Genomic DNA, 25,902 nt, shown 5'->3' on the forward strand with positions numbered 1-25,902 from the left:
TATACCTCGGCAATATGGGGCGATCCGTTACATGCCCGGAATAAGGCGCATGAGACGGCGCGTACGGCGGCGCAGCAACATCCGCTGCCGAGCCGCGTAGTGCTTGTAGACCGCGGCCCGCGCCCGCCGGCGCTGGTCGGCGTCGAGCCCGGCCTCCTCGGCGGCGCGCAGCAGCTCGCGGGTGAAGATCACATTGGCGAAGACGCCGCGCCAGGTCGGCAGCTCGTGCCGCTTGGACATCTTCACCATGCGGGCCGGAATCCAGATCCGGGCCGCCAGCACCTCGTTGACGTGCGCCCACGGCCCGGCCAGGGCGTAGCGGGCCGCCGCCAGCTCGTCCTCGCGCACCAGGATCGGCCGCGGGATGCTCACCGCCACGTCGCGCCGCATGAGCCCGTACAGCGGGTCGATGATCGTGTAGCTCTCGGTCAGCAGCCGCAGAAGCTCGGCGAAACGCTCGACCGGGTCGTCGGAACCCAGCTCGGTGCCCTCGTAGCGAGCCGTGGTGGTCACGCCTTCCGTGGTGTACGCGGTCTGGTGCGTCACCAGGACGACCCGCGGGTCACGCTCGAACTCGCGCAGCACGCGCGAGACGTAGTTCGGCTCGATCCGGTCGTCGTCGCCGATCCAGCGGAAGTACTCGCCCGTCGACAACTCCATCGCGGTCATGAAATTGGGGATGGTCCCCAGATTGCGCGGCTGACGGTGGTAGAGCACGCGCTCGTCGCCCGCCGCCAGCTCGCGGCAGATCTCCTGTGTGCCGTCCGTGGAGGCGTTGTCGGAGATGACCAGCTGGATGTCGGTGTGATCCTGGGCCAGGATCGATCGCACGGTCTCGGCCAGATGCTCGGCGCCGTTGTAGACGGGCAGGCCGATGGAGACGGTCATGACGCGACTTCCTTCTTCCCGAAAGAGGGCATCTTCCTGAGAACGGGCACGACGACAAGGGTGTAGACGAGCATGGCGGCGCCGCCGGCGGTGATCAGCTCGACCACCGCAGGAGCACTCACCAAACGCTCGATCACGTACGCGGTGGCGGTGGCGAGCACAGCCGCGAGCGTCGGACGCAGCAGCGACGGCAGGATGCCGCCCAGGTCCACGCCCGCTCTGCGCAGGAAGAACACGGCCAGCGGCATCGCCGCGGCGACCGACGCGATCGCCTGGCCGATGGCCGCGCCCCTGATCCCGTCCAGATGCGCGCCGGCGATCAGCGCGGGCAGCAGCACGAAGGCGTGGCCGAGGTTCATCCAGACGGTCGCCTTGGTGGCGCCCTGCGCGGTGAGGATGTCGTAGGTCAGCGCGACCAGCATCCTCACCACCATGACCACCGCCAGCCAGCGCAGCACGCCGGCCGACTGGCCCCACTTCTCGCCATAGAGGAGGTCGATGAGCGGGTGCGCGAGGGTCGCCATGATCACGGCGAACGGCAGGATCGCGGTGTAGAGCAGTGGGGTGGCCCGCCGTACCCCGTCGGACAGGCGTTCACCGCCGTCCTCGGCCAGGCGGGAGAACCCGGGGATGGCCACGTTCCTGATCGCGTTGCCGATCAGGCCGGGCACCCAGCTGGAGACGTTGAACGCGAGCAGGAAGTAGCCGAGCCAGTCCGGGCCCATGACCGCGCCGACCACGATGTAACCGGCGTTGAGCAGCACGCTCTCCAGCCCGACGCCCGCCGCGGAGGGCAGGCCGAACTTCATCAGCTTGACCGCGATCGGCCGGTCGAAGGCGATCCTGCCGGGCAGCTTGGCCCAGAAGAAGACGATCACGCCGGTGATGACCGCCGCCACGACCTGGCCCCACGCGAAGCTGTACGCCCCCGCGCCCGCCTTGGCCAGCGAGATGGCCACGGCCGCGTTGGCCACGAAGCCGATCGCGATGGCGGTGGTCAGCTTGTCCTGCTCGAAGCGGCGCAGCATGGCCGCGCTGCGTACCGCGGTGAACGCCTCCACCAGGATGATCGCGGTCAGCAGCCGGACCACGCCGGTGGCCTCCGGCGCGCCGGAGGCGGCGGCGTAGTAGGGGGCGCCGAGCCAGAAGATCCCGTAGAGGATGATCGCCGAGACGAACGAGAGCAGGGTCGCGGTCGGCGTGACGTCTTCGAGCTTGCCACGCCACTGCACGACCGCGGCCATGATGCCGAGGTCCTTGACCGTCATGACGAACGCGGTGGCGGCCATGGCCACCGCGAACACGCCGAAGTCCTCGGGGGTCAGCAGACGGGCCAGAACCAGGCCCATGGTGAACGACCCGGCCCGGGTGATCAGATTCCCGACCAGGCCCCAGCGCAAGCCACGCCCGGCCTGCTGACCTATGGATGTCACGGATGGTTCTCGCTCTCGTTGACACGTTCCAGCCAGATCTCCCGCCAGAACGGCACGAACTCGCGCGGGCAGTTGACGCTGTAAGCGCCCGCGCAGACGATGTCCTCGAGCGTGATGCACGGGCTCTTCATGGTCAGCAACTCGCCTGTACGCTCGTCGACGCAGACCTCCACCCGTGAGCGGACCCTGGTCACCTTGCCGCAGTGCCTGGCCATCTCCTCTTCGAAACCCAGGCCCCTGTTGTTACGGTTGGCGTCCAACGTCGCGAGGATGTCGGCCTTCGGCCGGACCCGTACGAGCTCGCCCGGCTTGAGGTCGAGTTCGCCGGACGGGGTGCGTTTGAGCGTGCCCGGCGGCACGAAACCCCAGTTGATGCCGTTCTTGATGCGTAGCGGCCTGGGCAGTTTGCGGGAGAAGCGCTGCCAGTGGTTGAACAGGCCGACCGTGATCGTGCGCACGGTCGCGAGCACGCCCGCGTTGCCGGTCTTCACATCGGTCACGTACTGGCTGACGTCGCTGAAACGCACGCAGGTCGGCGCCGCCCGCAGCAGTTCGGTGGCCTGGCAGGCGAAGCGGTCGGGACCTTTCAGCGTGTTGGCGTCCAGCAGCGGCAGCAGCTTCGGCGCCGGCCTGGCCGCCCCCTCCGGATCCGCGGGCGTGACCTTCTTCAGCCAGTCGTGCTTCCAGTAGATGGAGCAGGCCGTCCCGCACCCGCCGTGCGCGCCGCCGTCGCAGCGCGCCCCGGTCAGATGTACGGCATGCTCCATCCTGCGCATGCGTCCCTTCTCGATCGTGTCGCAGAGCTTGTGCGCCACTTTGTGCACGGTCATGCGCTGCCCGCAGTACTTGAGCATCTCCGGCATGAACGGCAGGCTGTCCAGCTCGCCCCGATCGTCCAGGGTGGCCAGGATCTCTTCTTCGCTCCGAACTTCCACCAGGTCCCCGACCCGGAGCTCCATCACGTCTTCTCCTTCAACAAGCTCGCGCCATGCAGCGCGACAGCGGCCTGGGCCACCGCCGAGAACGGCAGGTTCGCGCGCTCGGCGATGTCGAGCAGGGTGTGTTCGCCGTCGGAGAGGTTCAGCACCCATAACATCGCCATCTGGGCCTGTTTCGTGTCACTCCTTCCGCCCAGTGATCCGTAGAGGCCCCTCCGGCCTAGTTGCGGCTCGCCGTACGGGCTGAGGTTGAGGTAGGCGCGGTTGCCCTCCAGGACCTCGACCACCTGTTCGAGGGTGTCGAGGGTGTCGGCCATGGCCTCCTCGGTGACGAAGCCCGGGTTGTCGCCCGAGGTGTGGTACTCGGGGTAGCCGGCGTACGGGGTCCTGGTCAGACCGCCTACCGGCAGGTTGAAGCCGGGCGAGCAGTACTGGCGTTCGTCGTAGCCGTAGGGCGAGAAGTCGAGCAGGGTGTGCGGCCGTTCGCGCAGCACGTGGGCGACGGCCCGGTCGATCGGGGCGTCGCCGCGCCTGCTGCGTTTGTACGTGAGCGGGCCGGGGTCGCCGGCGCAGGCCAGGGTGAGGCCGTGCTTGATCCGCTCGGTCCGCCCGCGGTTGCGGGCCAGCCAGGTGATCGCGCCGATGGTGCCGGGCGCGAAGATGAACCGGTAGGTGTAGCGGGGGCTGACCAGGCTCTTCGCCAGCTCGACCGCGACCGCGATGCCGGCCAGGTTGTCGTTGGCCAGCGACGGGTGGCAGGTGTGGCAGGAGATCAGCACCTCATCGTCGAGCTCGCCGGGAACGACGTGCTCTGCGTAGGTCAGGCTGCCGTCGCTCAGCGTGGAGTCGATGAGCACCTCGTAGGGGCCCTCGTCCATGGCGTCGAGCGTCTCCTGCGTGAGGCAGAAGCCCCACGTCTGGCTGTAGTAGCTGGTGCGGTAGGGCACCAGGCCGGGCAGCGTGTGCAGCCTCGGGCGCAGTTCCTCCAGCGTGAACGTGCCGCGCACGGGCACGCTGTAGCCGACCACGTGCAGGTTGAGCTCCCGGAAGTCGACCACCTTGCGGCCGGATCGGTCCTTGATCCAGGCGTCGCGGATGTTCCATTCCTGCGGCACGTTCCAGTCGAGCACCTGGGTGCCGGTCGGCACCTCGGAGACCGTCAGCGGCAGGTGTTCGCCGATGATCGCCAGCGTCTCGCGGACGCCGTCGCCGGTGATGCTGCGGCAGATCGGATAAAGGCGCTCAACCAGGTCTTTCACGGGCGCAAAGTCCCGTCCACCGTCCCCGCGCCCTGCCGGTCGGCCAGGCGGGCCAGACGGGTGAAGCGGCGCTCGAAGGCGTGCTTGTCCAGGCCGTGCCGCTGGTAGGCCTCGACCAGCTCGGCGGCTCCCGCGGCCACGGTCCAGCCCGCGTCGAAGCCGGGCATGGCCTGCCGGATCCTGGCGAAGTCCACGCGGTAGGAGCGCGGGTCGTTGCCCGCCTCGCCGGTGATCGTCAGCCGCGAGCCGGGCACCGCGTCCGCGACCTCCCGCGCGATCTCGGCCACCGTCACGTTGTTGCGCTCGGTGCCGACGTTGAAGGGCTGATCGTGTACGGCCCCGCGCGGCGCGACCAGCGCGAGGGCGAAGGCCTGGGCGATGTCCAGGGCGTGCACCAGCGGCCGCCAGGGCGTACCGTCCGACAGCACGCGCACCTCCCCGGTCAGGAACGCGTGCCCGACCAGGTTGTTCAGCACGATGTCGGCCCGGAGCCTGGGCGAGAAGCCGAAGGCGGTGGCGTTGCGCATGTACACCGGCGAGAAGTCGTCGTCGGCCAGCTTGGCCAGGTCCTCCTCCACGCGTACCTTCGACTCGGCGTACGGGGTCACCGGCTTCAGCGGGGCGTCCTCGTTGACCAGGCCGTCGCCGCCGGAGGCGCCGTAGACCGAGCAGGTGGAGGCGTAGAGGAAACGGCGCACGCCGGCGGCCTTGGCCAGTTCGGCCAGCCGTACCGAGGCATGGTGGTTGATGTCGTAGGTCAACTGTGGCGCCAGGGAGCCCAGCGGGTCGTTCGACAGCGCCGCCAGGTGGGCCACCGCGTCGATGCCCGTGAAGACCTCGGGCCCGGCGTCACGCAGGTCGACGGTGTGGCCGGGCGGGTCGTCCGGCGCCGGGCCCAGCACGCAGTCGGCGAACAGGCCCGAGTCAAGGCCGGTCACCTCATGGCCGGCCGCGCGCAGGACCGGGGCCATCACGGTGCCCAGATAGCCTTGGTGTCCGGTCAGAAGTACCCGCATGTCAGTCTCCAGCCAGGTCGATCGTCAGCTTGTTCACGTGGAAGGCCTCGGCGTAGCGGCTGTTGCACTCGATGCCGCGCAGGCGCATCAGGCCGAGGAAGGCCTCGCGGTCGAACCAGGCACGCCGGCGCTGCGAGGGGTAGAGCAGGTGGAGCAGATCTGTCTTGCGCTCGGCCAGCTCGGGCGCGATCGGATGGTAGGCGTTGGGGCGGCCCATGTCGCCGTCCCACTTGGCGATCTCGTAGCCGAGCGTGAGGTGGTCGCGGAACGTCGTCGGCACGAGCTGGGCCAGGCCCCGGTGGTCCTGGTGGGCGTCGCCGGTCCAGGGGGCCAGGATCAGGTCGGGGTCGGTGGCGGCGCGCAGGTCCTCCAGCGCGTCCTTGGCGCGCTCCCAGTGGGCGGGCAGCCGGCCGTCCGGGATGTCCAGGACGGTGACGTGCACCTCGGCCTCCGGGCAGAACGCCTTCAGCGCGGCCCGCTCCTCGTCCTCCCTGGACGTGCCGCCGCCGGACAGGACGAGCGCGTCCACACGGGTCGCGCCCAGCGTGAGCAGCGTGGCGCCGGCGCCGATCGCGAGGTCGTCGCAATGGGCGCCGAGTGCCACGATCCGCCCGGTACGGCCCGGCCTGAGTCCGATCATGCTTCCCACAGTGCCCACGGGCGCTCGCCCCGGCTCCACGAGTTGTCCAGTTCCAGACGCTGGTTGACGGTGTCGCTCGGGCGCCAGTAGCCGCGGTGCCGGTAGGCCAGGAGACGGCCGCGCTTGGCCAGCTCCATGCAGCCGTCGGCGACCAGGTCGCCGCCCTCCGGGATGTGGTCGAAGATCTCCTGGCGCAGCACGAAGAAGCCGCCGTTGATCCACAGCGGCATCTCACTGACCGGGGTGATGCCGCCGACCAGGCCCTCCTCGCCCATCTCGATGACGTGGAAGGTGTTGGACGTCGGCGGGACCACCATCATGGACGCGCCGGCGCCGGAGGCGGCGAAACTGTCGATGATCTTGGGTAACGGCGCGTCGGCCACCACGTCGGCGTAGTTGGCCAGGAACATCTCATCGCCGTCCAGCCGCTCGCGCACCCGGCGCAGCCGCTCGCCGATCGGCGAGTCGAGGCCGGTGTCCACCAGCGAGATGCGCCAGTCGGAGATGTCCGTCTCCAGCATCTCGATCGTGCCGTCGCGCAGCGCGAACTGGTAGGTCAGGAAGAAGTCCTTGATGTGCTGGGCACCGTAGCCCAGGCACAGGATGAAGTCCTTGTGGCCGAAGTGCGCGTAGTAGCGCATCACATGCCACAGCAGCGGCCGGGGCCCGACGAGCTGCATGGGCTTGGGGATGTCGCCGCCCACGCCCTCGTGCCGCATACGCGTGCCGCGCCCTCCGCAGAACAGGACGACCTTCACTCGACGACCTCCAGCCTGGGGATCGGGAAGACCAGCCGGCCACCCCACTCGCGGACGAAGGAGAGCTGCTCGACCAGCTCGTCACGCAGGTTCCACGGCAGGACCAGCACGTAGTCCGGCCGGTCGGTCTCGATCGCCTCCGGGGGCAGGATCGGGATACGGCTACCGGGGGTGAACCTGCCGTGCTTGTACGGGTTGCGATCCACCGTGTACGCCAGCAGGTCCGGCCGGATGCCGCAGTGGTTGAGCAGGGTGTTGCCCTTGCCCGGCGCGCCGTACCCGACGACGGTCTTGCCCGCGTCGGCGGCGTCGATGAGGAAGCGCAGCAGGTCGCGCCGGACCTTGGCGACGCGGGCGGCGAAGTTCGCGTACCCGGAGATCTCATGCAGTCCGGCGGCCTTCTCCCTCTCCAGGACGTCCGCCACCCGCTCCGACGGCTCTCCCGACGGCTTCGCCCACAGCCGGATCGAGCCGCCGTGCGTCGGCAGCAGCTCCACGTCCACCAGCGTCAGCCCGCCACTGGCCAGCGCGCGCTGCGCCGAGGCGACGGTGTAGTACTGGAAGTGCTCGTGGTAGATCGTGTCGTACTGGTTCAGCTCCATGAGCGTGAGCAGGTGCTGCACCTCGATCGCGACCAGGCCGTCGTCGGCCACCAGCGCCCGCAGGCCCCGGGTGAAGCCGACCACGTCCGGGATGTGCGCGTAGACGTTGTTGGCGACGACCACGTCGGCGGGACCGTGCTCCTCGCGCACCCGCCGCCCCACCTCGGGCGAGAGGAACTCGGTGAGCGTCGGCACGCCCTTCTCCACCGCGGCCGCGCCCACGTTGGCCGACGGCTCGATGCCCAGGCAGCGCACCCCGCGCTCGACCACGTGTTGCAGGAGGTAGCCGTCGTTGCTGGCCACCTCCACCACGAACGAGTCCGGCCAGAGCGTCAGCCCGTCCACGAAGCGGCGGGCGTGCTCGACCCAGGAGGAGGAGTAGGAGGAGAAGTACGCGTACTCGGTGAAGGTGTCCTCGGGGGTGATCAGCGGCGGGAGCTGGGCCAGCCAGCAGTCGGTGCACACCCGCAGATGCAACGGGAAGGTCTGCTCGGGCTGGTCGAGGCGGTCGGCGGTGAGGAACAGCTCGCACGGCGGCGTCGCGCCGAGGTCCACGACACCGGCCATCGCACCCGACCCGCACAGACGGCAAACGATCATGTCAGCTCACTCCCGCGTGTTCGTCGGACATGGCGGACGGATCGTTACAACTGCTGCCCGCGGAGGAGACGGTGGTCATTTCGACCTAGCCCTTTCAGGAGTGTTTGTGTGATGCTGCGCCCCATGAAGCCCCTGAGCATCGACGGTGCGTGGGAGTTCACCCCGCGCGTCCACGCCGACCCTCGCGGCGCCTTCCTGGAGGCGTACCGAACCGCCGACCTGCCCAGGCCCTTCGACACCGTGCAGGTCAACTGCTCGGTATCCAAGGCGGGCGTCCTGCGGGGCGTGCACTTCGCCGACGTACCTCCCGGACAGGCGAAATACGTGATGTGCGTGTCCGGCGCGATCCTCGACGTCGTCGTGGACCTGCGCGAGGGCTCCCCGGACTTCGGCCGCTGGGAGGCCGTGCGGCTCGACTCCGACGAGCGCAGGGCCGTGCTCATCGCCGAAGGGCTCGGCCACGCCTTCCTCGCGCTGAGCGAGCAGGCCACCGTGCTCTACCTGTGCTCCTCCGGTTACAACCCGGGCGGCGAGCACGGCGTCCACCCCCTCGACCCCGACCTGGGCATCACGTGGCCGGTGGACGAGCCGCTGCTGTCGGACAAGGACGCGGCCGCGCCCACGCTGAAGGCGGCGCTGGAGTCCGGGCTCCTGCCTTCCTACGTCGCGTGCCAGAAGTTCTACGCGGGACTGCACTGACGACCAGCTCTCGTGGCCAGCACCGGCCAGGCGGCGTGCAGTGCGGCCCGCCAGTCGCGCAGCGGTTCGCCTCTGGTGCAGGCGAGCAGGCTGTTGGCCGGGCGCGCGGCGGGCATCGGGTAGTCGGCCGTGGTGATCGGCCTGACCCGGTCGGGGCTCGTGCCGAGCAGCGTGAAGATCTCGCGGGCGAAGCCGTACCAGGTGGTCTCGCCGGCGCTGGTGCCGTGGTAGACGCCCGGCGGCTGGTCCGACTGGGCCAGCCGGACGAGGTAGTCGGCCAGGTCGGCGGTCCAGGTGGGCTGGCCGCGCTGGTCGTCGACCACGTTCACGAACTCGCGCTCACCGGCCAGGCGGATCATGGTCTTGACGAAGTTACGGCCGGCCGAGCCGTACAGCCAGGCGGTCCTGACCACGTAGTGACCGGCGGCGGCGACCTCGCCGGCCAGCTTGCCGCGCCCGTAGGCGTTGAGCGGGTTCGGTTCGTCATCCTCCCGGTACGGCCGCGCCGACCGCCCGTCGAAGACATAGTCCGTCGAAAGCTGCACTAATCGCGCCCCGGCCCGCACGCAGGCGGCGGCCAGCACCTCGACCGCCCTGCCGTTGACCGCCATGGCCTCGTCCTCGTGTTTCTCGGCGTCGTCCACGGCCGTCCAGGCGGCGCAGTTGACCACCACTCTGGGCCGGTAGGCGCAGACGAAGTCGCGCACCGCGCGCGGCTCGCACAGGTCGAGGTCGGCGCGGGTGAGCGCGATCACCGGCTCCCCGGTGAGCGCGATCCGCTCCAGCACGTCGGTGGCGAGCATGCCGCCGCCACCGGTGATCAGCCAGCGCATCAGTCGTTCCACCGGTCCCCGTGCTCGGCGTACCAGCGGACGGTGTCCTTCAGGCCCTGGTCGAAGGCGACCTCGGCCCGGTAGCCGAGCGCGCGCAGCTTCGAGTCGTCGAGCGAGTAGCGCCGGTCGTGGCCCTTGCGGTCGCTCACGTACTCGACCATGTCCCAGTCCCTGCCGCAGGCGTCGAGCAGGCGTCCGGTCAGCTCCACGTTGGTCAGTTCGGCGGTGCCGGCGATGTGGTAGACCTCGCCCGGCTCGCCCTTTTCCGCCACGAGCCGGATGCCGGCGCAGTGGTCGCTCACGTGGACCCAGTCGCGGACGTTGCCGCCGTCGCCGTACAGCGGGACCTTCCTGCCCTTGAGCAGGTTCGTCACGAAGAGCGGGATGAGCTTCTCCGGGTACTGGCGCGGGCCGTAGTTGTTACCGCAGCGGGTGATGGAGACGTCCAGGCCGTGGGTGATGGCGTAGGCGCGGGCGATCAGGTCGCCGCCGGCCTTCGCCGCCGCGTACGGCGAGCGGGGCTGCAACGGCGCGTCCTCGGTCCACGAGCCGATGTCCACCGAGCCGTAGACCTCGTCGGTGGAGACCTGGACCACTTTGCGCGTACCGGCTCTGAGACAGGCGTCGAGCAGCGTCTGGGTGCCGAGCACGTTGGTGCGCACGAACTCGGCGGCGCCGTCGATAGAGCGGTCCACGTGCGACTCGGCGGCGAAGTTCACCACCAGGTCGTGGCCGGGCACCACCTCGTCGAGCAGGGCGCCGTCGCAGATGTCGCCGTGCACGAACGTGTGGCGCACCTCGTCGAGGTTGCGCCGGTCGCCGGCGTAGGTGAGCTTGTCGAGGACGGTGATCTCGGCCCGGTCGTCCACGCACATGCGCGCGTACGCCGAGCCGATGAACCCCGCACCCCCGGTAATCAAAATCTTCATGAGCTGATCTGGACCTTGCTGTGATCGCCCAGCACGAGGCGGTGGGCTCTGGGGGTGTTCGGGGCGGGGGTGACCTGGACGTCGTGGCCGATGAGCGAGGCCTCGATCCGCCGTACGCCCTCGATGGAGGCTCTGGGCAGCACGATGGAGTACTCGATCTCACTGTCGGCGATGACGCAGTCGGCGCCGATCGAGGTGAAGGGGCCGACGTAGCTGTCGGTGACGCGCGCGCCGGCGCCGATGACGGCGGGCCCGACGATGCGCGAGCGCTCCACACGGGCGCCGGCCTCCAGCCGCACCCGGCCGATGAGCTCGCTGTCCACGCTCTCCCCCTGTACGTCCTCTCCCTGCCCGGTCGGCTCCATCGACTCCAGCACCAGCCGGTTGACCTCCAGCATGTCCTCGACGTTGCCGGTGTCCTTCCAGTAGCCGGTGACGGTCGTGGACTCGACGTGGTAGCCGCGGTCGATGAGCCATTGGATGGCGTCGGTGATCTCCAGCTCGCCGCGCCAGGACGGTTTGAGCTCGGCCACCGCCTCGTGCACGGTGGCGGTGAAGAGGTAGACGCCGACCAGGGCCAGGTCGCTCTTGGGGTGCTGCGGCTTCTCCTCCAGGCTCTTGACGCCGCCGTCGGGATTGAGTTCGGCGACGCCGAACTGGCGGGGGTCGCCGACGCGGGTCAGCATGATCTGCGCGTCCGGCTTTTTGGCCATAAATCCGGACACGATGTCGTTGATGCCGCCGACGAGGAAGTTGTCGCCCAGGTACATGACGAAGTCGTCGCCGCCCAGGAAGTCGCGGGCGATCAGCACCGCGTGCGCCAGCCCGAGCGGCGCCTCCTGCCGCAGGTAGGTGACCTCCAGCCCGAAGGCGGAGCCGTCGCCGACCGCCGCCTCGATCTCGGCGTGCGTGTCACCGACCACGATGCCCAGCTCCCGGATGCCCGCCGCGGCGATCGCCTCCAGCCCGTAGAACAGGACCGGCTTGTTGGCGACGGGCACCAGTTGCTTGGCCGAGGTGTGGGTGATCGGCCTGAGCCGGGTCCCCGACCCTCCGGCGAGGACGAGTGCTTTCACGGCTAGTAGGCCCCTTCTCCACGGGTGACGACCGACCAGGTCTTCCAGAGGATCTGCAGGTCGAGAATGAGCGACCAGTTCTCGACGTACCTGAGGTCGAGCCGTACCGACTCCTCCCAGGTTAGGTCGGAACGGCCACTGACCTGCCACAACCCGGTCATGCCCGGCTTGACGACCAGGCGCCGCCGTACGTCTATGCCGTACTTGGCGACCTCTTCCGGCAGCGGCGGGCGCGGGCCGACCAGCGACATGTCCCCGGCGACGACGTTGAGCAACTGGGGCAGCTCGTCGATGGAGTATCGGCGCAGGAAGGCGCCCACCCGGGTGATCCGTGGATCGTTCCTAATCTTGAAGAGCACGCCGTCGAACTCGTTCTCGTCGAGAAGCGTGTCCTTGAGTTGCTCCGCGTTTACCACCATGGTCCGAAATTTCAGGACCTTGAAGGTCGTGCCGTCCCTGCCCACCCGCGTCTGGCGGAACAACGCGGGCCCGTGGCTGGTCAGCCGGATCGCGAGCGCGATGCCCAGCAGCGGAATCGACAGCAGCAGCACCGCGAGCGCCGCGACCACCCGGTCGAAGGCGTTCTTCACCACCCGCTTGGCCCCGCCGAACTCCGGATGCTCCACGTGCAGCAGCGGCATCCCGGCGACCGGCCGGATGCTGATGCGCGGCCCGGCCACTTCCATGAGCGCCGGAGCCACGAACAGATCGGTCTTGGCCGTCTCCAGACTCCACGCCATCCTGCGCAGCGTGGTCCCGTCGAGTTCGGGACAGGCCAGCACCGCGACGGCGTCCGCCCCGACCTCGGCCACGACGTCGGCCACGTCGGCGAAGGAGCCGAGCACCGGCGTCCCCTCGAGATCGGCGTCCAGCGTGCCGGGCGGCAGGCACGCGCCCACGACCACCATGCCGTGGTGCGGCTGGCGGCGGAAGGTCACCACCAGGTCGATCACCGCCTCCCGGTGGCCGACCGCGATGACGTGGCGCATGTAGTCGCCGACCGCCCGCCTGCTGTGCAGGCGTTTGCGCATGCGGTAGCGGAAGTACAGCGTGGCCATGACGGCCAGCGGCAGCGTCGCCATGACGAAACTTCTGGCGACGGCCGTCTGGGTGGCGTAGGCGCCGATGGCCACCGCGGCCATCAGCCCGACACCGCCGTTGAACACCGCGCGGAACTCGTCAGTGCCCTCGCCGTGGGCTCGCTGACGGTACGCGCCGCCCAGCATCAGGGCCAGTGGCCAGGCCACCAGCAGCCCGATGCCCAGCGCGAACTCCTCCGCCGGGATGTACGCGCCGAAGCCGAGCCGCACCCCGAACACGAAGGCACAGCAGACCACCGCGCAGACGACGTCGCCCAGTAATAAGAGCCGTAGATACGCCCGCGTCCAGATACTGGATGCGTGACGCGGCACGGCATGGAGGAGCACGACATCGGACTCCCCTATCCCCACCCTCATAACACCCCACCTGCAACTCTCGGCACCGCAATAACGTGACGTTCCTTGAAGCGCATGGGTTTACCCACATCCCACATGAACTCAAGGGCGGCGGCCCCCACTAAAGAGTAAAGATCGATTCCATGCTGGGGAATAACGCACTATGTCCACAATCGGACGCCAGGGAGCAGATTTCTGACCTTGACGGAACGATCCAAAGATGCAGCGAGGAACAGGAGAAATGCCTGTTTGACCACTGGAAACCCAGCGATAGCGCCAGAATTCAGGAGCTAGTCATACTCAAGATCTGGCAATGCGGACGGCGGATCCGGACTGCGCCACACGACCACAACCCCGTCCTGCACAGACTCCGCCGCGACGGCCAGCCGATCAAGATCGAAGTCCGGCAGATACCGCAGGCGCGCCAGAAACGTCGCGTCGGTCGCCGACCTCGGCACGACGCAGCCCTCGCCGTCGCGATCCAGCAGGATATAGAGGACGTCGGCCCCGGGCTCGGTGACAACCCGCACCTCGACCACGTCCTCCCACGCCAGCGCCTCGACGCTGCCGTCGGCGTAGTGACGGGTGACGCCCTCCTCGGTGACGTACACGTAGGAGTCCGGCATCGGGTTGCCGTGCATGGGCGCGATTCTCGCGACTCGGGGCCACGTCCCGCAAGGGCCTGCGCTTATAGGTGCTTATGGGACCACCGTGAACCGCGTACCGGCGATCACGGGCTGTCGACGAGCCCCAGCGTGGCCTCGAACGCCGTCACCATCTCCTGCGGCGCCGTCAGGCACCACGCCTCGGCGACCAGCTCCCACAGCTCGTCGGCGTCGATCCGGGCCAGGTGCACGACGACCCAGCCGAACCGCCCCGCGGTGAACTGCACCTCGAACACCTCGGGCCGCTCGGCCACCAGCGCGAGCTGCTCTTCGATGGTGGCCTTGAGCCCGACCGTCTCCGTGCGCTCCCACAGGTAGCCGAACCCGCGTCCGTGGACCTTCATGCTGGTCCAGTCGCCGCCGTCGCCGAGCTTGTGCTCGGGCAGCCGCCGCAGCATCTCCAGGAACTCGTCAACGGTTACGCCCATGCCAACAGGTCTAGCAGAGCCGTCCGACATTTGCCGTATCGAGAGCGAGAAGCGGCCTTTGTCAGGCTGAGGTATTGTCTGTCCGGTGCCGGAGCCTCTTGACGACACGGAACTCGATCGGCTGACGGCCGACACCCGCGCATTGATCGACTCGTTGCGCACGGGTGCGGCGGGCGCGGCGCCGTACGGCGAAGGCACGAGCGAGGACGGCCGGGTACGCGTGACCGTCGCACGCGGCGCCGTCGAGGACATCAGGCTGGACCCCCGCCTTCTCCGGCTGCCGCCGGGCGAGGTGGCGGAGCTGGTGCTCAGGACCGTCAACGAGGCGATCGAGCAGGTGCAAGGCGCCCGCAGCGCCCCGGACGTCCCCGATCTGGCGGCCATGTCACAGATGTTGCGCCAGGCGCGCGACGAGGCCCTGTTCCAGATGGACACGATCTCCCGCGGCATCGCCTCGGCGATGGCCGAGCTGCACGGCCGTACCCGGGTTGAGGGCGCGGCGGACGCGCGCAGCCTCGGCCTCGACCAGCTCCTCGAACTCGCCCAGACCTTCCTGGACACGGCGGCCGAGGGACAGCAGCGGCCGGTCGAGCCGCCGCGCGGCGAGGGCCTCGCGCTCAAGGGCCAGGTACGCGCGCTCGCGGCCGACGGCCGCCTGGAGGCACTGGAGATCGGCGCGAAGGCGATGTCCGCCGGTACGCACGAGCTGGCCGAGCACCTGCGAACCGCCGTCAACGAGGCGTTCGCCGACCTGCGGGCCAAGCGTGCCGAGAGCGAGGCGGCGACCGGCGTGTACCGCGAGGACCTCGACCAGCGGGCCCGCCAGCTCCAGGACCTCAGCCTCGACCAGATGCACCGGGCCACGCGGGCGCTGCGCGACATCATGTCCAGCGTCCGGAGTCCGGACTAGGAGGTGGCCGTGGAAGACAGCCTGCACAGACCCGCGCGGACGCAGGGCGCCGCCGGCGAGGTCGGCACCTCGGCCGACGAGCTGCGGGCGCAGCTGGACAACTTCCGCCGCGAGGTCGAAGGCGACGGCGGCGCACTCGGCGGCGACGACCTCGGCATGCTCATCGGCGCCGTCTACGCGGCCATCCACGAGATGGCGTTCGGCTCCTACAGCGAGAACACCGACGATCTGAAGGCCGTCGCCGCGGACATCGAGACCATGGGGGCGAACCAGAAAATGGGCGAGGAACTGAATCTCATCGAGGTCAACAACGTCAAGAAGCTGCTCGGGTAGACGTCATGGGGATGCAGCCTCCGGCCGGGCTCGGCAAGGTCATGTACTCGCTGGGCCGCCACTGGCCGATGACCGACGAGGAGTACCTGTTCAAGATCGGCCTCGCCTGGATGGCGCTGGGCCGGGACATGGGCACGGCGGTGAACAAGAGCGAGACCCCGGCCGCCGGGGTGTGGACGGAGCAGAAGGGCGACGGCGTCACCGCCTTCCGCCAGGCGTGGAACGCCGAGGACTCCCCCCAGGGCAACCTGCGCGACGGCACGACCGGCGCCGGCGTCATCGGCCTCGGGCTGATGATCCTGGCCGCGATCGTCCTCATCCTGAAGATCAACTTCATCGTTCAGCTGATCCAGCTCGTCATCCAGCTCCAGATCGCCATCGCCGCGGCCCCTGCCACGATGGGCGCCTCGACGGCGCGCATGCCGATCATCATGGAGATCACCGGCCGCCTGCTCGACCTGTGCGTCACCATCGCGATGAACGGGGTCATCGGCGGCTGAGGCTCAGGGCGCCTTCCCGCTCTCGTAGGCCTCCAGCGCGGACTCGCGGGTGTGGAAGGACGGGAAGTCGATGATCCGCCCGTCCTCGCGCAGCACCAGCAGCGGCCCGGCGCCGGCCAGACCCTCGCCGGGGTCACGGGTACGCAGGTAGGACACCGTCGTATAGGTGAACAGCCACCCGTAGGGCTTCTCGATCGTGGCCGCGTCGTCGACCGCGACCTCCTCGGCGCCCTCCAGGTCCGGGAACTCCCTGGCGACGAAGTCGCGCGCGACGCGTTCGGCCGCCTCTCTGCTGATCATCGGTGGCCGCCTCCTCACGCGGTGCGGAAGAACTCGAACGAGCTGAACTGGGTGTGCGGATTCGTCGGCGACATCAGCTTGTACTGCCCGTCCAGGTAAGTCACCTTGCCGTTGATGTTGGCGACATTGTAGATGTGCGCGTTGCCGTTCTCGCGGCTCGCCATGATGATGCCGCGCGATCCCGGGTTGGCGGCGATCGTGCTTTCCGCGGCGTCGAGGGAGTCGTTCCGCGTCGTGCCCTCGATCGCCCTCCTCTGGTAGATGCCCCGTGCCTGGGGCATCGGCGAGCCCGGGAGCGGACCAGCGACCGCCACCCGCCTGGCGAGCACGTCGTCCACGGCCAGGGCCGTCTCGGGACAGTTTCTGCGGCTGTTGGTCGGGTTGATGTGCTGCAGCATCTGCCGGATCCTGATGTACGACAACGGCTTCCCGGCCGCCTCCCGCTGGAGACGGGCGATCTCCTGGTGCGCCTGGCGCATCCCGGCCTGCTGCGCGGCCGTCAGCGGCGCCGTGGCGCGCTCAAGCTCGTCGACCTGCCGTGGGCGGAGGTTCGCCAGCGGCACGGGACCACGACCCGGCGACCTGGAAGGAACCCGGCCCGGCCCGGCCGCCATCTGCGGGCGGCGGCCCTTGCGTGCCGCGCGTCCGCGTTTGAGCCAGGGAGCGGCGACACGGAACAACCCGAGGCGCACGACACCACCGAACTTCGCCATTGGGGATTTATAGCAGTCAGTAGGCTGGGGGCATGTCGGCTCCCCGGTTCGGAGTCCTGGGGCCGTTGGAGGTCAGGGGCGAGGATGGCGAACCCGTCGCGCTCGGCGGTCCCCGTCCCCGAGCGCTGCTGGCTCTCCTCCTGCTGGACGCGGGCAGGCTGGTCAGCACCGAGCGTCTCATCGACGGCCAGTGGGGCGAGGACCCGCCGGCCGGGGCGGTCAACGCGATCCAGGCCCACGTCTCCCGGCTGCGGCGGCAGCTCCCGCCCGACCTGATCGAGTTCCACGGCAGCGGCTACCGGCTCGCGGTCGACCCCGACGACGTCGACGCCCACCGCTTCGAGCACCTGGCCGCCGAGGGCCGCGCGCTACTGGCCGCCGCCCAGCCCGAACGCGCCGCCGCCACGCTCCGGCAGGCCCTCGCGCTGTGGCGCGGCCCCGCCCTGCCGGAAGTGGCCCACGCCGGCGCGCAGATCGCCCGCCTCGACGAGGTACGGCTGGCCGCGACGGAAGACCTGATCGAGGCCGAACTGGCCCTCCCCGCGGGCACCTCCGTCGGCTCCCTGAGGCAACTCGTCTCCGCGCACCCGCTGCGCGAGCGGCTGCGCGGCCAGCTCATGCGCGCGCTGCACGCGGGCGGCCAGCAGGCCGCGGCCCTGGAGGTCTACGAGGAGGGACGCAGGCTGCTCGCCGACGAGCTGGGCGCCGACCCCTCACCCGAGCTGGCCGGACTCCACGTGGCGATGCTACGCGCCGACGCGCCCCGCGCGAGCCGCCGGCTGCCCGCTCCCCTGACCAGCTTCGTCGGCCGCGAGGCCGAGCTGGACCGGCTCGCCGACCTGGCCGACGCCCGGCTGGTCACGATCACCGGGCCGGGCGGCACCGGCAAGACGCGCCTGGCGGTGGAGTCCGCCCGCCGGGGTGGCCGGGACGTCTGCTTCGTCGACCTGTCGGCGGTGGCCGACGACGGGCTGGTCCCGCACGCGGTGATGGGCGCGCTGGGCGTGCGCGAGACCGGGCTGGGGCTGCTCCAGCCGCCGGACCCCGTCGAACGGGTCGTGTCCGCGCTGGCCGACCGGGACCTGCTGCTCGTCCTGGACAACTGCGAGCACGTGGTCGCCGCGGCCGCGCTGCTGACCAGGCGGCTGCTCGACGCCAGCCCGAAGCTGTCCGTCCTGGCCACCAGCCGCGAGCCGCTCGGGCTGACCGGCGAGGTACTGGTCCCGCTGGCCCCGCTGGCGCTGCCGGCCGCCGGCGCGGAGCCGGGCGAGTGGGCACGGGCCCCGGCCGTGCGGCTGTTCACCGAGCGGGCCTCGGCCGTGCGTCCCGGGTTCGAGCCGGGGCCCGAGGTCGTGGAGATCTGCACGGCGCTCGACGGCTCGCCGCTGGCGATCGAGCTGGCGGCGGCGCGCCTGCGCTCCTTCACCGTGGCGGAGATCGCCGCGCGGCTGGCCGAGCACGGCCGGTTCAAGCTGCTCTCGCGCGGCGACCGGACCGCCGCGGCCAGGCACCGGACACTGCGCGCCGTCGTCGACTGGAGCTGGAGCCTGCTCAGCCACGAGGAGCAGGTGGTGGCAAGGCGGCTGAGCGTGTTCGCGGGCGGGGCCGGGCTGGAGGCCGTCGAGCGGGTCTGCGGCGACGGCGAGGTGCTGGCCGACCTGGTGGACAAGTCCTTCGTGGAGGCGGCCGACGGGCGGTACCGGATGTTCGAGACGGTCCGTCTGTTCTGCGCCGAGAAGCTGGAAGAGGCCGGCGATCCCGCCCGCGACGTGCATGCCGCCTATTTCCTGGAACTGGTGCGGGAAGCCGACCCCTGGCTGCTGCGGGCCGAGCAGCTCGACTGGCTGGCCCGGCTCTCCGCCGAGCAGGCCAACCTCCAGGCGGCGCTGCGGCATGCCGTACGCCACGATCCGGGAACGGGGCTGCGGCTGGTCGGGGCGCAGGCGGCCTACTGGTTCCTGAGCGGCCGGCGCGGGCAGGCCGCCGCGTCGGCGCGGGAACTGCTTGACCGGGTGGGTGAGCCTCCTGCCGAGCTGGTCGAGGAGTACGTGCTGTGCGTGCTGCTGGCCGTACCGGATGTGCGGCAGGAGCAGTGGGCGCGGGCGGAGGCGATCATGAACGTGCTGGACCGCACGCTGCGCTACCCGTTCGGGACCGTCCTGTGGGGCATGGTCGCCGGGCCCGGCGCTCCCGGCGTCGACCGGAGGCGGCGGGGGCGGATGCTCGGTCCCGAGCCGTGGAGCAGGGCGGTGTCCGTGCTCGGCGAGGCGCTGGTCGACCAGCTCGACGGGCGGCTGCCCGAGGCCGAGCGCGGGCTGGAGTCGGCGCTGGCCAGCTTCACCGCCCTGGGCGAGCGGTGGGGCATGGCGCAGGGCCTGGAGTCGCTGGCGACGCTGGCGAGCTGGCGCGGCGAGTGGGCGCGGGCGCGCGAGCTGTGGCAGCGGGCACTCGACCTGATCGGCGAGCTGGGCGCGGACGACGAGGTCGTGGACATCCTGTGCCGCCGGGCCGGCGGGCTGCTGCGCGAGGGCGACCAGGACGCCGCCGCCGCCGACCTGGCCAGGGCCGCCGAGCTGGCGCGCGTGACCGGGCGGCCGGCGATCGTGGAGTTCACGCTGGGCGAGCTGGCCGAGCGGCGCGGCGACCCGGCCGCGGCCCGCGAACACTACGAGAGGGCGCTGGCCGTCGCCCAGCCCGGCGTCTTCGCCACCGAGGGCCTGCGTCCGCACGCGCAGACCGCCCTCGCGCGCCTGGCCGCACGCGACGGCGACCACGCGCGAGCACGCGCGCTGCACGCCGAGGCGCTCACGGGCATCTCGCGGTCGCTCGCCGGCGACCTGGCCACCGTGGTCGAGGGCCACGCCGACCTGGCCCTTCTCGACGGTAGGGCGGAGCGTGCCGCCTACCTCCTGGGCGCGGCGGCGACGCTGCGCGGCACGGCGGTCACCGGCGACCGCGCCGTGGCCGAGGTGGCCGCGGCGGCGACGCGGGCGATCGGCGCCGAGCGGTTCGCCGCGCAGTACGCGAAGGGCGCGGCGCTGAGCAGGGACCAGGCGCTGACAGTGCTGTCGTGACCGTCAGCCGGCCGTCGCCGGACTGTCAGCGCCCCCGCCGAAGCTCGTGGACATGAAGAACAGCAACGTCCTCATCTCCGGCGCGAGCATCGGCGGCCCCGCCCTCGCCTACTGGCTGGCCCGCTACGGCTTCAACGTGACCGTCGTGGAGAAGTCGCCCGCGCTGCGTCCCGGCGGCCAGGCCGTCGACTTCAAGGGCGAGACGCACCGGCTCGTGCTGGAGCGCACGGGCATCCTGCGGGAGGTGTCGCGGCACCAGACCGGCGGCACCGACCAGCAGATCGTCGACGCCGCCGGGCGTGAGCTGGCGGTGATACCCGGTTCCTTCACCGGCGGCGACCTCGAGATCGAGCGCGGCGAGCTGTCCCGCATCCTGTACGACATCAGCGTGGCGGCCGGCGCGCGCTACGTCTTCGGCGACTCCATCACCTCGCTGACCGAGACCGGGGGCGGCGTGCACGTCACCTTCGAGCGGGGCGCGCCGCGCACCTACGACCTGGTCGTGGGCGCGGACGGCATCCACTCCAACGTCCGCAGGCTGGCCTTCGGCCCCGAGTCCGACTATGTCACCCATCTCGGCCACTACTACGCGCTGGCCGATCTGCCGGAGCGGTTCGACGGGCCGGCGCAGATGTACAACGAGCCGGGGCGGATGATCGCCTCGGGCGGGCCGAAGGCGGGGGCGTTCTTCGTCTTCGCCGCCGGTGAGCTGTCCTTCGACCGCCACTCGGCCGAGGACATGAAGCGGGTCCTGGTGGAGGCCTACCGCGGGATCGGCTGGCGGGGCGCGGAGATCGTGGCCGCGGCGGCGGACGTCTACCTCGACTCCATCAGCCAGGTCCGTCTCGACCACTACACCAAGGGCCGCGTGGCGCTGATCGGCGACGCCGCCTATGGCAACACGCTGGGCGGGTTCGGCACCGGTCTGGCGATGGTCGCGGCGTACGTGCTGGCGGGCGAGCTGGCCGCGACCGGCGGCGAGTACCGGGCCGCCTACCAGGCCTACGAGGACGCCTTCCTCGGCTACGCCAAGATCGCGCGCGACGGCAACGCCGGTACTTTCCTGGCGCCGACCACCAGGCGCGGGATCAGGATGCGCAACTGGATCTTCAAGTACCGCTTCCTGCTGCGGGCCATGACGAAGATCGGCGACCGGGCGGCCACGGACATCGAGCTGAAGGACTACCCGAGCCCCGAGCCGCCGCTCGACAGCCGCTCGGCGTCGGCGATCACGTCGAGGACGAAGCCCGCGGCCTCGCGGGGGCGCACGGCGGCGGGCGGGCCGCCGCGCCAGTAGGCGAGGGCGTCGCGCAGGAACGGGTGCCAGCGGGCGTCGAAGACGTCGAGCGCGTACTCGCCGGCCGCCTCCTTCGAGATCACCTCGCCGGTGGCGATCGTGTGGTGCAACCGGGGCGGCCCCAGCGCCGTCCAGGCCATGCCCGTCCTCCGGCCGATCAGCGACGGCTTCGCGCGGCGGGCCGTCCGCTCCGCCAGGCCCTTCCAGTAGCCGCGCAGGTTCGCGAGGTTCCACTCCTTCAGCCGCGCGGGCTCCGGGTCGAGGCCCAGCTCCGCCGGCTCGGCGCCGCGCACCGCGATGCCGTGCTCGCGCAGGGTCTTCCAGGTGACCGGGTTCACGTCGAAGGCGGCGCCGGCGCTGAAGTCGGAGCCGCTGTGGGAGGCGACGGGCCTGATCTGGGTGACGGGCCGGGTGAGTTCCTCGCGAGGGACGAACACGCCGTTGACGGTGCCCGGGATCGCCCAGTTTCCGCGGGCCAGCTGGCGCAGGCCGCCCGGGGTGTTGGCCGTCCACTGCAGGGCGCGCAGGCGGGGCAGGCTGATCGTGCCCTCGGTGACGGCCACGAAGTCGATGTCGCTGCGGCCCCGGCGGAAGGCGCCCAGGGCGGTGGATCCGACCACGTAGAAGCCGGTGATCCTGCCAGGGAGCAGGCGATCGGCGAGCGAGAGGTAGCGGCGGACCTCCGGCACGATCATCCGCGGGTCGCCGCCTTGCGCAGCCGGCCGCGTACGGCCCGCCGTACCAGAGGGCCCATCTCGTCCAGGACGCTCACCAGGACGGCGAGCTGTTCGAGCGAGTCCAGCGCCTTCGCGGCGCCGTCGGCGTCGACCCCCTCGTACAGTTCCAGCCCGATGAACGCGGCGGCGACCGAGCGCGCCAGCCCGGACACGTCCACGAGCTCGGCCAGCGGCGTCTCGCGCAGCACCCGCTCCAGCGTCCGCTCCAGCTCCACGACCCACAGGTTGAGTCCGGCCGCGGTCGCGGGGGCCAGCTTGTCGTCGGTCTGGCTGCCGGCCAGCAGTTGCGCGAGCACGGCGATGTTGCCGGACTCCTGCTCCTCGTCGTGGATGGCGCGGCCGAGTTCGAGCAGTTCGGTCAGGGTCGTGACGGCGGCGAAGCGCTCGCGGTAGTGGGCCACCCGCTCGGTGGAGCCGTTCTCGCACGCCTCGGCGAGCAGTTGGTCGACACTGCCGAAGTGGTAGAACACCAGCGCCTGGTTGACTCCGGCCGTGGCGGCGATCGTGCGGGCGGAGACGCCCGCGATGCCCTGGGCGCGCAGCGTCGCGAGGGCCGCGTCGAGCAGCTTGGCGCGGGTGGTGGTGGACATCGGTCTCCTCGTTGGGTTTCCCAGGGTAGATGGGGCTGAGCGACCGCTCAAGTCAACGCCTGTGATGGGGTATATCCGTATAAGTCGGTAGTAGGGGGGATATTTCTTGACAGGGATAGAGCTGCGAGAGTGGCGGGACGCGGACGCCCCCGTGGTACTCCAAGCCTTCCAGTCCGAGGACATGCGCAGGCAGGCGCCGTGGCCCATGGTCACCCTCAAGGACGCCCAAGGCTGGATCGCCGCCTGGGAAGGAGTCGGGCACGCGTTCGCGGTGACACTGGACGGCCAGGTCGCGGGCAACGTCGCCGTCACCGGCATCGACCGCCACCTCAACGGCTGGGTCTCCTACTGGACCATCCCCGAGGCCCGCGGCAGGGGCGTGGCCGCCATCGCCACCTCCATGCTGGCCGAGTGGGCGTTCAAGGAGCGCGGCCTGTTCCGCCTCGAACTCGGCCACCGCGTCAACAACCCCGCCTCCTGCAAAGTCGCCCTCAAGGCCGGATTCCCGGCCGAGGGCATCGAGCGCGCCAAGCTCAGCTACGACGGCGTCCGCTACGACGTCGAACGCCACGCCCGCCTGGCCACCGACTAGCGCAGATCCTCCAATAACCGGTCGAGCAGCCGCACCGCGGGCCCGGCCACCTCGATCGTGTACTCATCGAGCAGGACCAGCGCCTCCTCCAGCGTCGGCACGCTGGTGCGCGGCAGCTCGACCAGCGGCTCGTCCTCCGCGATCACCTCGCCGTCCACGCGGTACGCGCCGTCGGCCACCGCGACCGAGACGGCGAAGCGCACCTCCCGCCCGTCGGGCAGCGTGAAGACGGTGCCCGCGACCGCGCCGGCGGGTGGGGCGAGGTAGGTGAACGGGGCGCTGCGCACGAACGGATGACGCAGCTCGGCGAGGGTTCCCGCGGCCCGGCTCAGCGCCGAGAGCAGGGCGGCCGCGGCCAGACTCTCGCTGTCCACGCACCTGAGCGTAGATCAGCGACGTCACTCCCGCCACCTGATCCCCTGGACAGGATTGTCTGTTTGTCAGACAATCCTGGTATGCGCAATGGTCCGTCCGCCGTCGTCGGCGCCGCCGTCCTCTGGGGTACGGCAGGCACCGCCGGCCTCCTCGTCTCCGCGGACTCGGTGGCGCTGGCCGCCGCCCGCCTGGTCATCGGCGGCGCGGCGCTGGCCCTGCTGGCCGCATCGGAGCTGAGATCCGCCCTGCGCCCAAGCCTTCTGCTGGGCGCGGTGGCGGTGGCGGCGTACCAGCTGTGCTTCTTCGCGGCCATCAGCCGCACCGGCGTCGCGATCGGCAGCGTCGTCGCCATCGGCAGCGGCCCCGTCTTCACCGGCCTGCTGTCCTGGCTGCTCCATGGCCAACGCCCCAGCGCACGCTGGTCAGCCGCCACGACCGCCGCGATCGCCGGCTGCGCGGCCCTGATCGCCGGCGGCGGCGACGCCCAGGCCGGCGGGCAGGTGCTCTCCGGCATCCTGTTCGCCCTGGCCGGCGGCCTCCTCTACGCCTACTACGCGGTCACCGCCGCCCGAGCCATCTCCCGCGGCCTGCCGTCCAACGCCGTGATGGGCGTCCTGTTCGGCGGCGCAGCCGCGATCATGCTCCCCGTCCTCCTGTGGCAAGGCGTGGACTGGCTCACCACCCCGGCCAACCTGGCGGCCGTCCTCTACCTGGGCCTCGGCACCACCGCATTCGCCTATTTCCTGTACGGCAGAGGCCTGCGCACCACCCCCGTCGCCATAGCCGCCACCCTGGCACTGGCCGAACCCGCCGTGGCCGCACTCCTGGGCGTGGTGGTCCTGGGCGAACACCTGGCCCTGCTCTCCATCCTCGGCCTCGCCCTGCTGGCGATCAGCCTGGTGACCGTAGCCCTTCCCGAACCCCGTACGGTGAGCCGCTAGAGTGCCATGGTGCCGTTCAGACCCGTGTCCACCGTCGACGCGCTGGCCGAAGCGCTACGCGGCCGAATCCTGTCCGGCGAGCTGGAACCCGGCACCTCCCTCCCCGAACAGGAGATCGCGGCCACCTATGGCGTGGCCCGCCCGACGGTCCGCGAGGCCTTGGCCGTACTGGTCCACGAGGGCCTGCTCCGCCGCGAACGCAACCGCAGCGCCCAGGTCCGCCTGGTAACCCTGGAGGATCTGAGCGACCTCATGTACGTCCGCCGCCCGCTGGAAGACCTGATGGCCAGAGCGTTGGCCGGCCGAAGAGTGGAGGCCGCGGACTCAGCGCTGGCAAGGCTGGAATCCCTCCCGGAAGAAGCCCCGTGGTCCGCGATAGTGGCCGAACACATGGCGTTGCACCAGGCACTGATAGAGGCGGTGGGCAGCCCCCGCCTGGAACGCCTCTACAGCGCGTTGGCCGCCGAAACCCAGCTCGGAGTGGTCCGCCTACGCGAGGTCTACAAGGACCGCGACCGCCTGATCACCGAACACCGAGACCTCCTGAACGCAATAGCCACCGGCCCAGCAGAAGCCGCCCAAGCCGCAGTAGCCACCCACCTCAACCACTCCTGGGGCGCATAGAAAAGCAAGGCCCTCCGCTCGGACGCACCCCCGACGGGCGGTTAGCGCCCGAAACGACACCCAAGCGGTGCGATGCGTACATCGAACCGGGCAGCTGGCCGTACCAGCAGCACCAGCGGGCAGGACTTCTCCGTCAGGGGGCGTGGCCGTACCGCGCCCACCAGCGGTTTTCCACGTACCTCACGTTGTTGGAGAACCCGTCATGACCTCTGCCGTTCCTCGCGCTTCCACTGCGAGCACACCCGCGCCAAGAGCAGGGTGTACGCCCTCGTCGAGCGCTGCGGCCGGCCCGCGACCCTGCATGCCGTACTGACCTGCACCGATCCCGCCCTCGCTCAGCACGCCGCCTACCTTCTCTCCTCGGTGCTGGAGAACGGCCTGGGCCCCGCCGCCCGCGCTGAGTCGGAGCGGATCGCGGCGGCTCTGCCCGACGCGCCCGCCGCCTCCTTCCGTCGTACGCTGACCGACGTCGTGAACGGGACCTGGGCCGACGCTCCCGAGCTGGCCGCCACGTGGGAGTCCCTGCGGCGGGGCCGCGGCGGCTCGGCCGGCCTCGGTGACGACCTCGAGAGCCGCACGCCGGGCGACGCCCGCCTCGACGCCTTCCCCGGGCCGGTCGTCCGCACGATCAGCCTGCTGGAGGTGCACGTCCACGACCCCGCTCGCCTTCTCGCCGCGGCCACCGCGACGGGCTGGAGGCCGTTCGACGCCGAGGA

General features: G+C 70.6%; 28 protein-coding genes and 1 pseudogene. 10 read left to right on the forward strand and 19 right to left on the reverse strand.

Annotation, left to right across the window (positions count from 1 at the left end; translation table 11 throughout):
* Positions 1-27 precede the first annotated feature (27 nt).
* From ACFWYW_RS21150 to ACFWYW_RS21185, 8 genes are read right to left on the reverse strand one after another with little or no spacing between them, the layout of a single operon-like run.
* A complete protein-coding gene (locus tag ACFWYW_RS21150) occupies positions 28-888 on the reverse strand; it encodes a glycosyltransferase family 2 protein (protein ID WP_379615393.1) in 861 nt (286 codons plus the stop codon).
* The gene (locus ACFWYW_RS21155) at positions 885-2,321 is read right to left on the reverse strand and encodes a lipopolysaccharide biosynthesis protein (RefSeq protein ID WP_379615395.1); all 1,437 of its coding nucleotides are present in this window, start codon (positions 2,319-2,321) and stop codon (positions 885-887) included. The genes ACFWYW_RS21150 and ACFWYW_RS21155 overlap by 4 nt, the downstream gene beginning before the upstream one ends.
* Positions 2,318-3,280 (reverse strand): hypothetical protein, encoded by a 963-nt coding sequence (locus ACFWYW_RS21160; RefSeq protein ID WP_379615458.1) that lies wholly within the window; start codon positions 3,278-3,280, stop codon positions 2,318-2,320. Before ACFWYW_RS21160 ends, ACFWYW_RS21155 begins: the two co-directional genes overlap by 4 nt.
* Positions 3,280-4,518 carry a DUF4910 domain-containing protein gene (locus tag ACFWYW_RS21165; RefSeq protein WP_379615397.1) on the reverse strand — a complete coding sequence of 413 codons (1,239 nt, stop codon included), beginning with the start codon at positions 4,516-4,518 and terminating at the stop codon, positions 3,280-3,282. The genes ACFWYW_RS21160 and ACFWYW_RS21165 overlap by 1 nt, the downstream gene beginning before the upstream one ends.
* Complete coding sequence (locus ACFWYW_RS21170; RefSeq protein ID WP_379615399.1) at positions 4,515-5,534, reverse strand: NAD-dependent epimerase/dehydratase family protein; 1,020 nt, start codon at positions 5,532-5,534, stop codon at positions 4,515-4,517. The genes ACFWYW_RS21165 and ACFWYW_RS21170 overlap by 4 nt, the downstream gene beginning before the upstream one ends.
* Position 5,535: 1 nt before the next feature.
* Positions 5,536-6,174, reverse strand: a complete 639-nt coding sequence (locus ACFWYW_RS21175; protein ID WP_379615401.1) for a PIG-L deacetylase family protein — start codon at positions 6,172-6,174, stop codon at positions 5,536-5,538.
* Positions 6,171-6,932, reverse strand: a complete 762-nt coding sequence (locus ACFWYW_RS21180; RefSeq protein ID WP_379615403.1) for a glucose-1-phosphate cytidylyltransferase — start codon at positions 6,930-6,932, stop codon at positions 6,171-6,173. Before ACFWYW_RS21180 ends, ACFWYW_RS21175 begins: the two co-directional genes overlap by 4 nt.
* A complete protein-coding gene (locus ACFWYW_RS21185; RefSeq protein ID WP_379615405.1) occupies positions 6,929-8,134 on the reverse strand; it encodes a methyltransferase domain-containing protein in 1,206 nt (401 codons plus the stop codon). The genes ACFWYW_RS21180 and ACFWYW_RS21185 overlap by 4 nt, the downstream gene beginning before the upstream one ends.
* A 123-nt stretch (positions 8,135-8,257) precedes the next feature.
* Here ACFWYW_RS21185 and ACFWYW_RS21190 point away from each other — a divergent pair, with 123 nt between their 5' ends.
* Positions 8,258-8,833 carry a dTDP-4-dehydrorhamnose 3,5-epimerase family protein gene (locus ACFWYW_RS21190; RefSeq protein ID WP_379615407.1) on the forward strand — a complete coding sequence of 192 codons (576 nt, stop codon included), beginning with the start codon at positions 8,258-8,260 and terminating at the stop codon, positions 8,831-8,833.
* Here the strand turns inward: ACFWYW_RS21190 and rfbD are convergent.
* From rfbD to ACFWYW_RS21220, 6 genes are all read right to left on the reverse strand, one after another.
* The gene (gene rfbD / locus ACFWYW_RS21195; RefSeq protein WP_379615409.1) at positions 8,815-9,666 is read right to left on the reverse strand and encodes a dTDP-4-dehydrorhamnose reductase; all 852 of its coding nucleotides are present in this window, start codon (positions 9,664-9,666) and stop codon (positions 8,815-8,817) included. The two genes, ACFWYW_RS21190 and rfbD, sit on opposite strands and share 19 nt — an antisense overlap.
* Complete coding sequence (rfbB, locus tag ACFWYW_RS21200; RefSeq protein ID WP_379615411.1) at positions 9,666-10,595, reverse strand: dTDP-glucose 4,6-dehydratase; 930 nt, start codon at positions 10,593-10,595, stop codon at positions 9,666-9,668. Before rfbB ends, rfbD begins: the two co-directional genes overlap by 1 nt.
* Positions 10,592-11,671 (reverse strand): glucose-1-phosphate thymidylyltransferase, encoded by a 1,080-nt coding sequence (locus ACFWYW_RS21205; protein WP_379615413.1) that lies wholly within the window; start codon positions 11,669-11,671, stop codon positions 10,592-10,594. Before ACFWYW_RS21205 ends, rfbB begins: the two co-directional genes overlap by 4 nt.
* 2 nt (positions 11,672-11,673) lie before the next feature.
* Positions 11,674-13,128: a sugar transferase gene (locus ACFWYW_RS21210; protein ID WP_379615415.1), complete on the reverse strand. Its 1,455-nt coding sequence runs from the start codon at positions 13,126-13,128 to the stop codon at positions 11,674-11,676.
* Positions 13,129-13,397: 269 nt separating this feature from the next.
* Complete coding sequence (locus tag ACFWYW_RS21215; protein WP_379615417.1) at positions 13,398-13,748, reverse strand: hypothetical protein; 351 nt, start codon at positions 13,746-13,748, stop codon at positions 13,398-13,400.
* Positions 13,749-13,837: 89 nt separating this feature from the next.
* Positions 13,838-14,200 carry an MmcQ/YjbR family DNA-binding protein gene (locus tag ACFWYW_RS21220; RefSeq protein WP_379615419.1) on the reverse strand — a complete coding sequence of 121 codons (363 nt, stop codon included), beginning with the start codon at positions 14,198-14,200 and terminating at the stop codon, positions 13,838-13,840.
* A gap of 85 nt (positions 14,201-14,285) precedes the next feature.
* On the opposite strand from ACFWYW_RS21220, the gene ACFWYW_RS21225 reads away from it, so the two are divergent.
* The 3 genes from ACFWYW_RS21225 to ACFWYW_RS21235 are packed head-to-tail and all read left to right on the forward strand — an operon-like array spanning position 14,286 to position 15,943.
* Entirely contained in the window at positions 14,286-15,110 is an 825-nt protein-coding gene (locus tag ACFWYW_RS21225; protein WP_379615421.1) for a YbaB/EbfC family nucleoid-associated protein, read from the forward strand.
* A gap of 9 nt (positions 15,111-15,119) precedes the next feature.
* Positions 15,120-15,443, forward strand: coding sequence for a hypothetical protein (locus ACFWYW_RS21230; protein ID WP_379615423.1), 324 nt, complete (start codon positions 15,120-15,122; stop codon positions 15,441-15,443).
* A gap of 5 nt (positions 15,444-15,448) precedes the next feature.
* Positions 15,449-15,943: a hypothetical protein gene (locus tag ACFWYW_RS21235; protein ID WP_379615425.1), complete on the forward strand. Its 495-nt coding sequence runs from the start codon at positions 15,449-15,451 to the stop codon at positions 15,941-15,943.
* A gap of 3 nt (positions 15,944-15,946) precedes the next feature.
* On the opposite strand, the gene ACFWYW_RS21240 is transcribed toward ACFWYW_RS21235, so the two are convergent.
* Positions 15,947-16,243 (reverse strand): YrhB domain-containing protein, encoded by a 297-nt coding sequence (locus ACFWYW_RS21240; RefSeq protein ID WP_379615427.1) that lies wholly within the window; start codon positions 16,241-16,243, stop codon positions 15,947-15,949.
* 14 nt (positions 16,244-16,257) lie between these two features.
* Positions 16,258-16,956 (reverse strand): toxin glutamine deamidase domain-containing protein, encoded by a 699-nt coding sequence (locus tag ACFWYW_RS21245; RefSeq protein ID WP_379615429.1) that lies wholly within the window; start codon positions 16,954-16,956, stop codon positions 16,258-16,260.
* A 32-nt stretch (positions 16,957-16,988) separates the two neighbouring features.
* Here ACFWYW_RS21245 and ACFWYW_RS21250 point away from each other — a divergent pair, with 32 nt between their 5' ends.
* On the forward strand, positions 16,989-20,030 hold the full coding sequence (locus ACFWYW_RS21250) for a BTAD domain-containing putative transcriptional regulator (protein ID WP_379615431.1): 3,042 nt from the start codon (positions 16,989-16,991) through the stop codon (positions 20,028-20,030).
* A gap of 52 nt (positions 20,031-20,082) precedes the next feature.
* Entirely contained in the window at positions 20,083-21,327 is a 1,245-nt protein-coding gene (locus tag ACFWYW_RS21255) for an FAD-dependent monooxygenase (RefSeq protein WP_379615433.1), read from the forward strand.
* Here the strand turns inward: ACFWYW_RS21255 and ACFWYW_RS21260 are convergent.
* Entirely contained in the window at positions 21,213-22,022 is an 810-nt protein-coding gene (locus ACFWYW_RS21260; RefSeq protein ID WP_379615435.1) for an aminoglycoside adenylyltransferase domain-containing protein, read from the reverse strand. The genes ACFWYW_RS21255 and ACFWYW_RS21260 overlap by 115 nt on opposite strands.
* The gene (locus ACFWYW_RS21265) at positions 22,019-22,654 is read right to left on the reverse strand and encodes a TetR/AcrR family transcriptional regulator (RefSeq protein ID WP_379615437.1); all 636 of its coding nucleotides are present in this window, start codon (positions 22,652-22,654) and stop codon (positions 22,019-22,021) included. Before ACFWYW_RS21265 ends, ACFWYW_RS21260 begins: the two co-directional genes overlap by 4 nt.
* Positions 22,655-22,760: 106 nt before the next feature.
* Here ACFWYW_RS21265 and ACFWYW_RS21270 point away from each other — a divergent pair, with 106 nt between their 5' ends.
* Positions 22,761-23,246: a GNAT family N-acetyltransferase gene (locus ACFWYW_RS21270; RefSeq protein ID WP_379615439.1), complete on the forward strand. Its 486-nt coding sequence runs from the start codon at positions 22,761-22,763 to the stop codon at positions 23,244-23,246.
* On the opposite strand, the gene ACFWYW_RS21275 is transcribed toward ACFWYW_RS21270, so the two are convergent.
* Positions 23,243-23,620 (reverse strand): hypothetical protein, encoded by a 378-nt coding sequence (locus ACFWYW_RS21275; protein ID WP_379615441.1) that lies wholly within the window; start codon positions 23,618-23,620, stop codon positions 23,243-23,245. The two genes, ACFWYW_RS21270 and ACFWYW_RS21275, sit on opposite strands and share 4 nt — an antisense overlap.
* An 81-nt stretch (positions 23,621-23,701) precedes the next feature.
* Here ACFWYW_RS21275 and ACFWYW_RS21280 point away from each other — a divergent pair, with 81 nt between their 5' ends.
* The 3 genes and pseudogenes from ACFWYW_RS21280 to ACFWYW_RS21290 all read left to right on the forward strand — a co-directional run.
* Positions 23,702-24,562, forward strand: coding sequence for an EamA family transporter (locus tag ACFWYW_RS21280; protein ID WP_379615443.1), 861 nt, complete (start codon positions 23,702-23,704; stop codon positions 24,560-24,562).
* Positions 24,563-24,586: 24 nt separating this feature from the next.
* Entirely contained in the window at positions 24,587-25,186 is a 600-nt protein-coding gene (locus ACFWYW_RS21285) for a GntR family transcriptional regulator (protein ID WP_379615445.1), read from the forward strand.
* 258 nt (positions 25,187-25,444) lie between these two features.
* Positions 25,445-25,902 (forward strand): annotated as a pseudogene (locus ACFWYW_RS21290) (hypothetical protein); the annotation flags it as partial.

Origin of the sequence: Nonomuraea sp. NPDC059023 (genome assembly GCF_042740095.1) — a bacterium.
Lineage (GTDB): Bacteria > Actinomycetota > Actinomycetes > Streptosporangiales > Streptosporangiaceae > Nonomuraea.

Excerpts from the sequence above, each read along its gene's own strand:
- ACFWYW_RS21240 (WP_379615427.1), bottom strand. The coding sequence starts at position 16,243 with ATGATCAGCAGAGAGGCGGCCGAACGCGTCGCGCGCGACTTCGTCGCC.
- ACFWYW_RS21210 (WP_379615415.1), bottom strand. The coding sequence starts at position 13,128 with ATGAGGGTGGGGATAGGGGAGTCCGATGTCGTGCTCCTCCATGCCGTG.
- rfbB (WP_379615411.1), bottom strand. The coding sequence starts at position 10,595 with ATGAAGATTTTGATTACCGGGGGTGCGGGGTTCATCGGCTCGGCGTAC.
- ACFWYW_RS21220 (WP_379615419.1), bottom strand. The coding sequence starts at position 14,200 with ATGGGCGTAACCGTTGACGAGTTCCTGGAGATGCTGCGGCGGCTGCCC.
- ACFWYW_RS21215 (WP_379615417.1), bottom strand. The coding sequence starts at position 13,748 with ATGCACGGCAACCCGATGCCGGACTCCTACGTGTACGTCACCGAGGAG.
- ACFWYW_RS21175 (WP_379615401.1), bottom strand. The coding sequence starts at position 6,174 with ATGATCGGACTCAGGCCGGGCCGTACCGGGCGGATCGTGGCACTCGGC.
- ACFWYW_RS21255 (WP_379615433.1), top strand. The coding sequence starts at position 20,083 with ATGAAGAACAGCAACGTCCTCATCTCCGGCGCGAGCATCGGCGGCCCC.
- ACFWYW_RS21250 (WP_379615431.1), top strand. The coding sequence starts at position 16,989 with ATGTCGGCTCCCCGGTTCGGAGTCCTGGGGCCGTTGGAGGTCAGGGGC.
- ACFWYW_RS21265 (WP_379615437.1), bottom strand. The coding sequence starts at position 22,654 with ATGTCCACCACCACCCGCGCCAAGCTGCTCGACGCGGCCCTCGCGACG.
- ACFWYW_RS21245 (WP_379615429.1), bottom strand. The coding sequence starts at position 16,956 with ATGGCGAAGTTCGGTGGTGTCGTGCGCCTCGGGTTGTTCCGTGTCGCC.
- rfbD (WP_379615409.1), bottom strand. The coding sequence starts at position 9,666 with ATGCGCTGGCTGATCACCGGTGGCGGCGGCATGCTCGCCACCGACGTG.
- ACFWYW_RS21150 (WP_379615393.1), bottom strand. The coding sequence starts at position 888 with ATGACCGTCTCCATCGGCCTGCCCGTCTACAACGGCGCCGAGCATCTG.
- ACFWYW_RS21190 (WP_379615407.1), top strand. The coding sequence starts at position 8,258 with ATGAAGCCCCTGAGCATCGACGGTGCGTGGGAGTTCACCCCGCGCGTC.
- ACFWYW_RS21160 (WP_379615458.1), bottom strand. The coding sequence starts at position 3,280 with ATGGAGCTCCGGGTCGGGGACCTGGTGGAAGTTCGGAGCGAAGAAGAG.
- ACFWYW_RS21260 (WP_379615435.1), bottom strand. The coding sequence starts at position 22,022 with ATGATCGTGCCGGAGGTCCGCCGCTACCTCTCGCTCGCCGATCGCCTG.
- ACFWYW_RS21280 (WP_379615443.1), top strand. The coding sequence starts at position 23,702 with ATGCGCAATGGTCCGTCCGCCGTCGTCGGCGCCGCCGTCCTCTGGGGT.
- ACFWYW_RS21235 (WP_379615425.1), top strand. The coding sequence starts at position 15,449 with ATGGGGATGCAGCCTCCGGCCGGGCTCGGCAAGGTCATGTACTCGCTG.
- ACFWYW_RS21185 (WP_379615405.1), bottom strand. The coding sequence starts at position 8,134 with ATGATCGTTTGCCGTCTGTGCGGGTCGGGTGCGATGGCCGGTGTCGTG.
- ACFWYW_RS21170 (WP_379615399.1), bottom strand. The coding sequence starts at position 5,534 with ATGCGGGTACTTCTGACCGGACACCAAGGCTATCTGGGCACCGTGATG.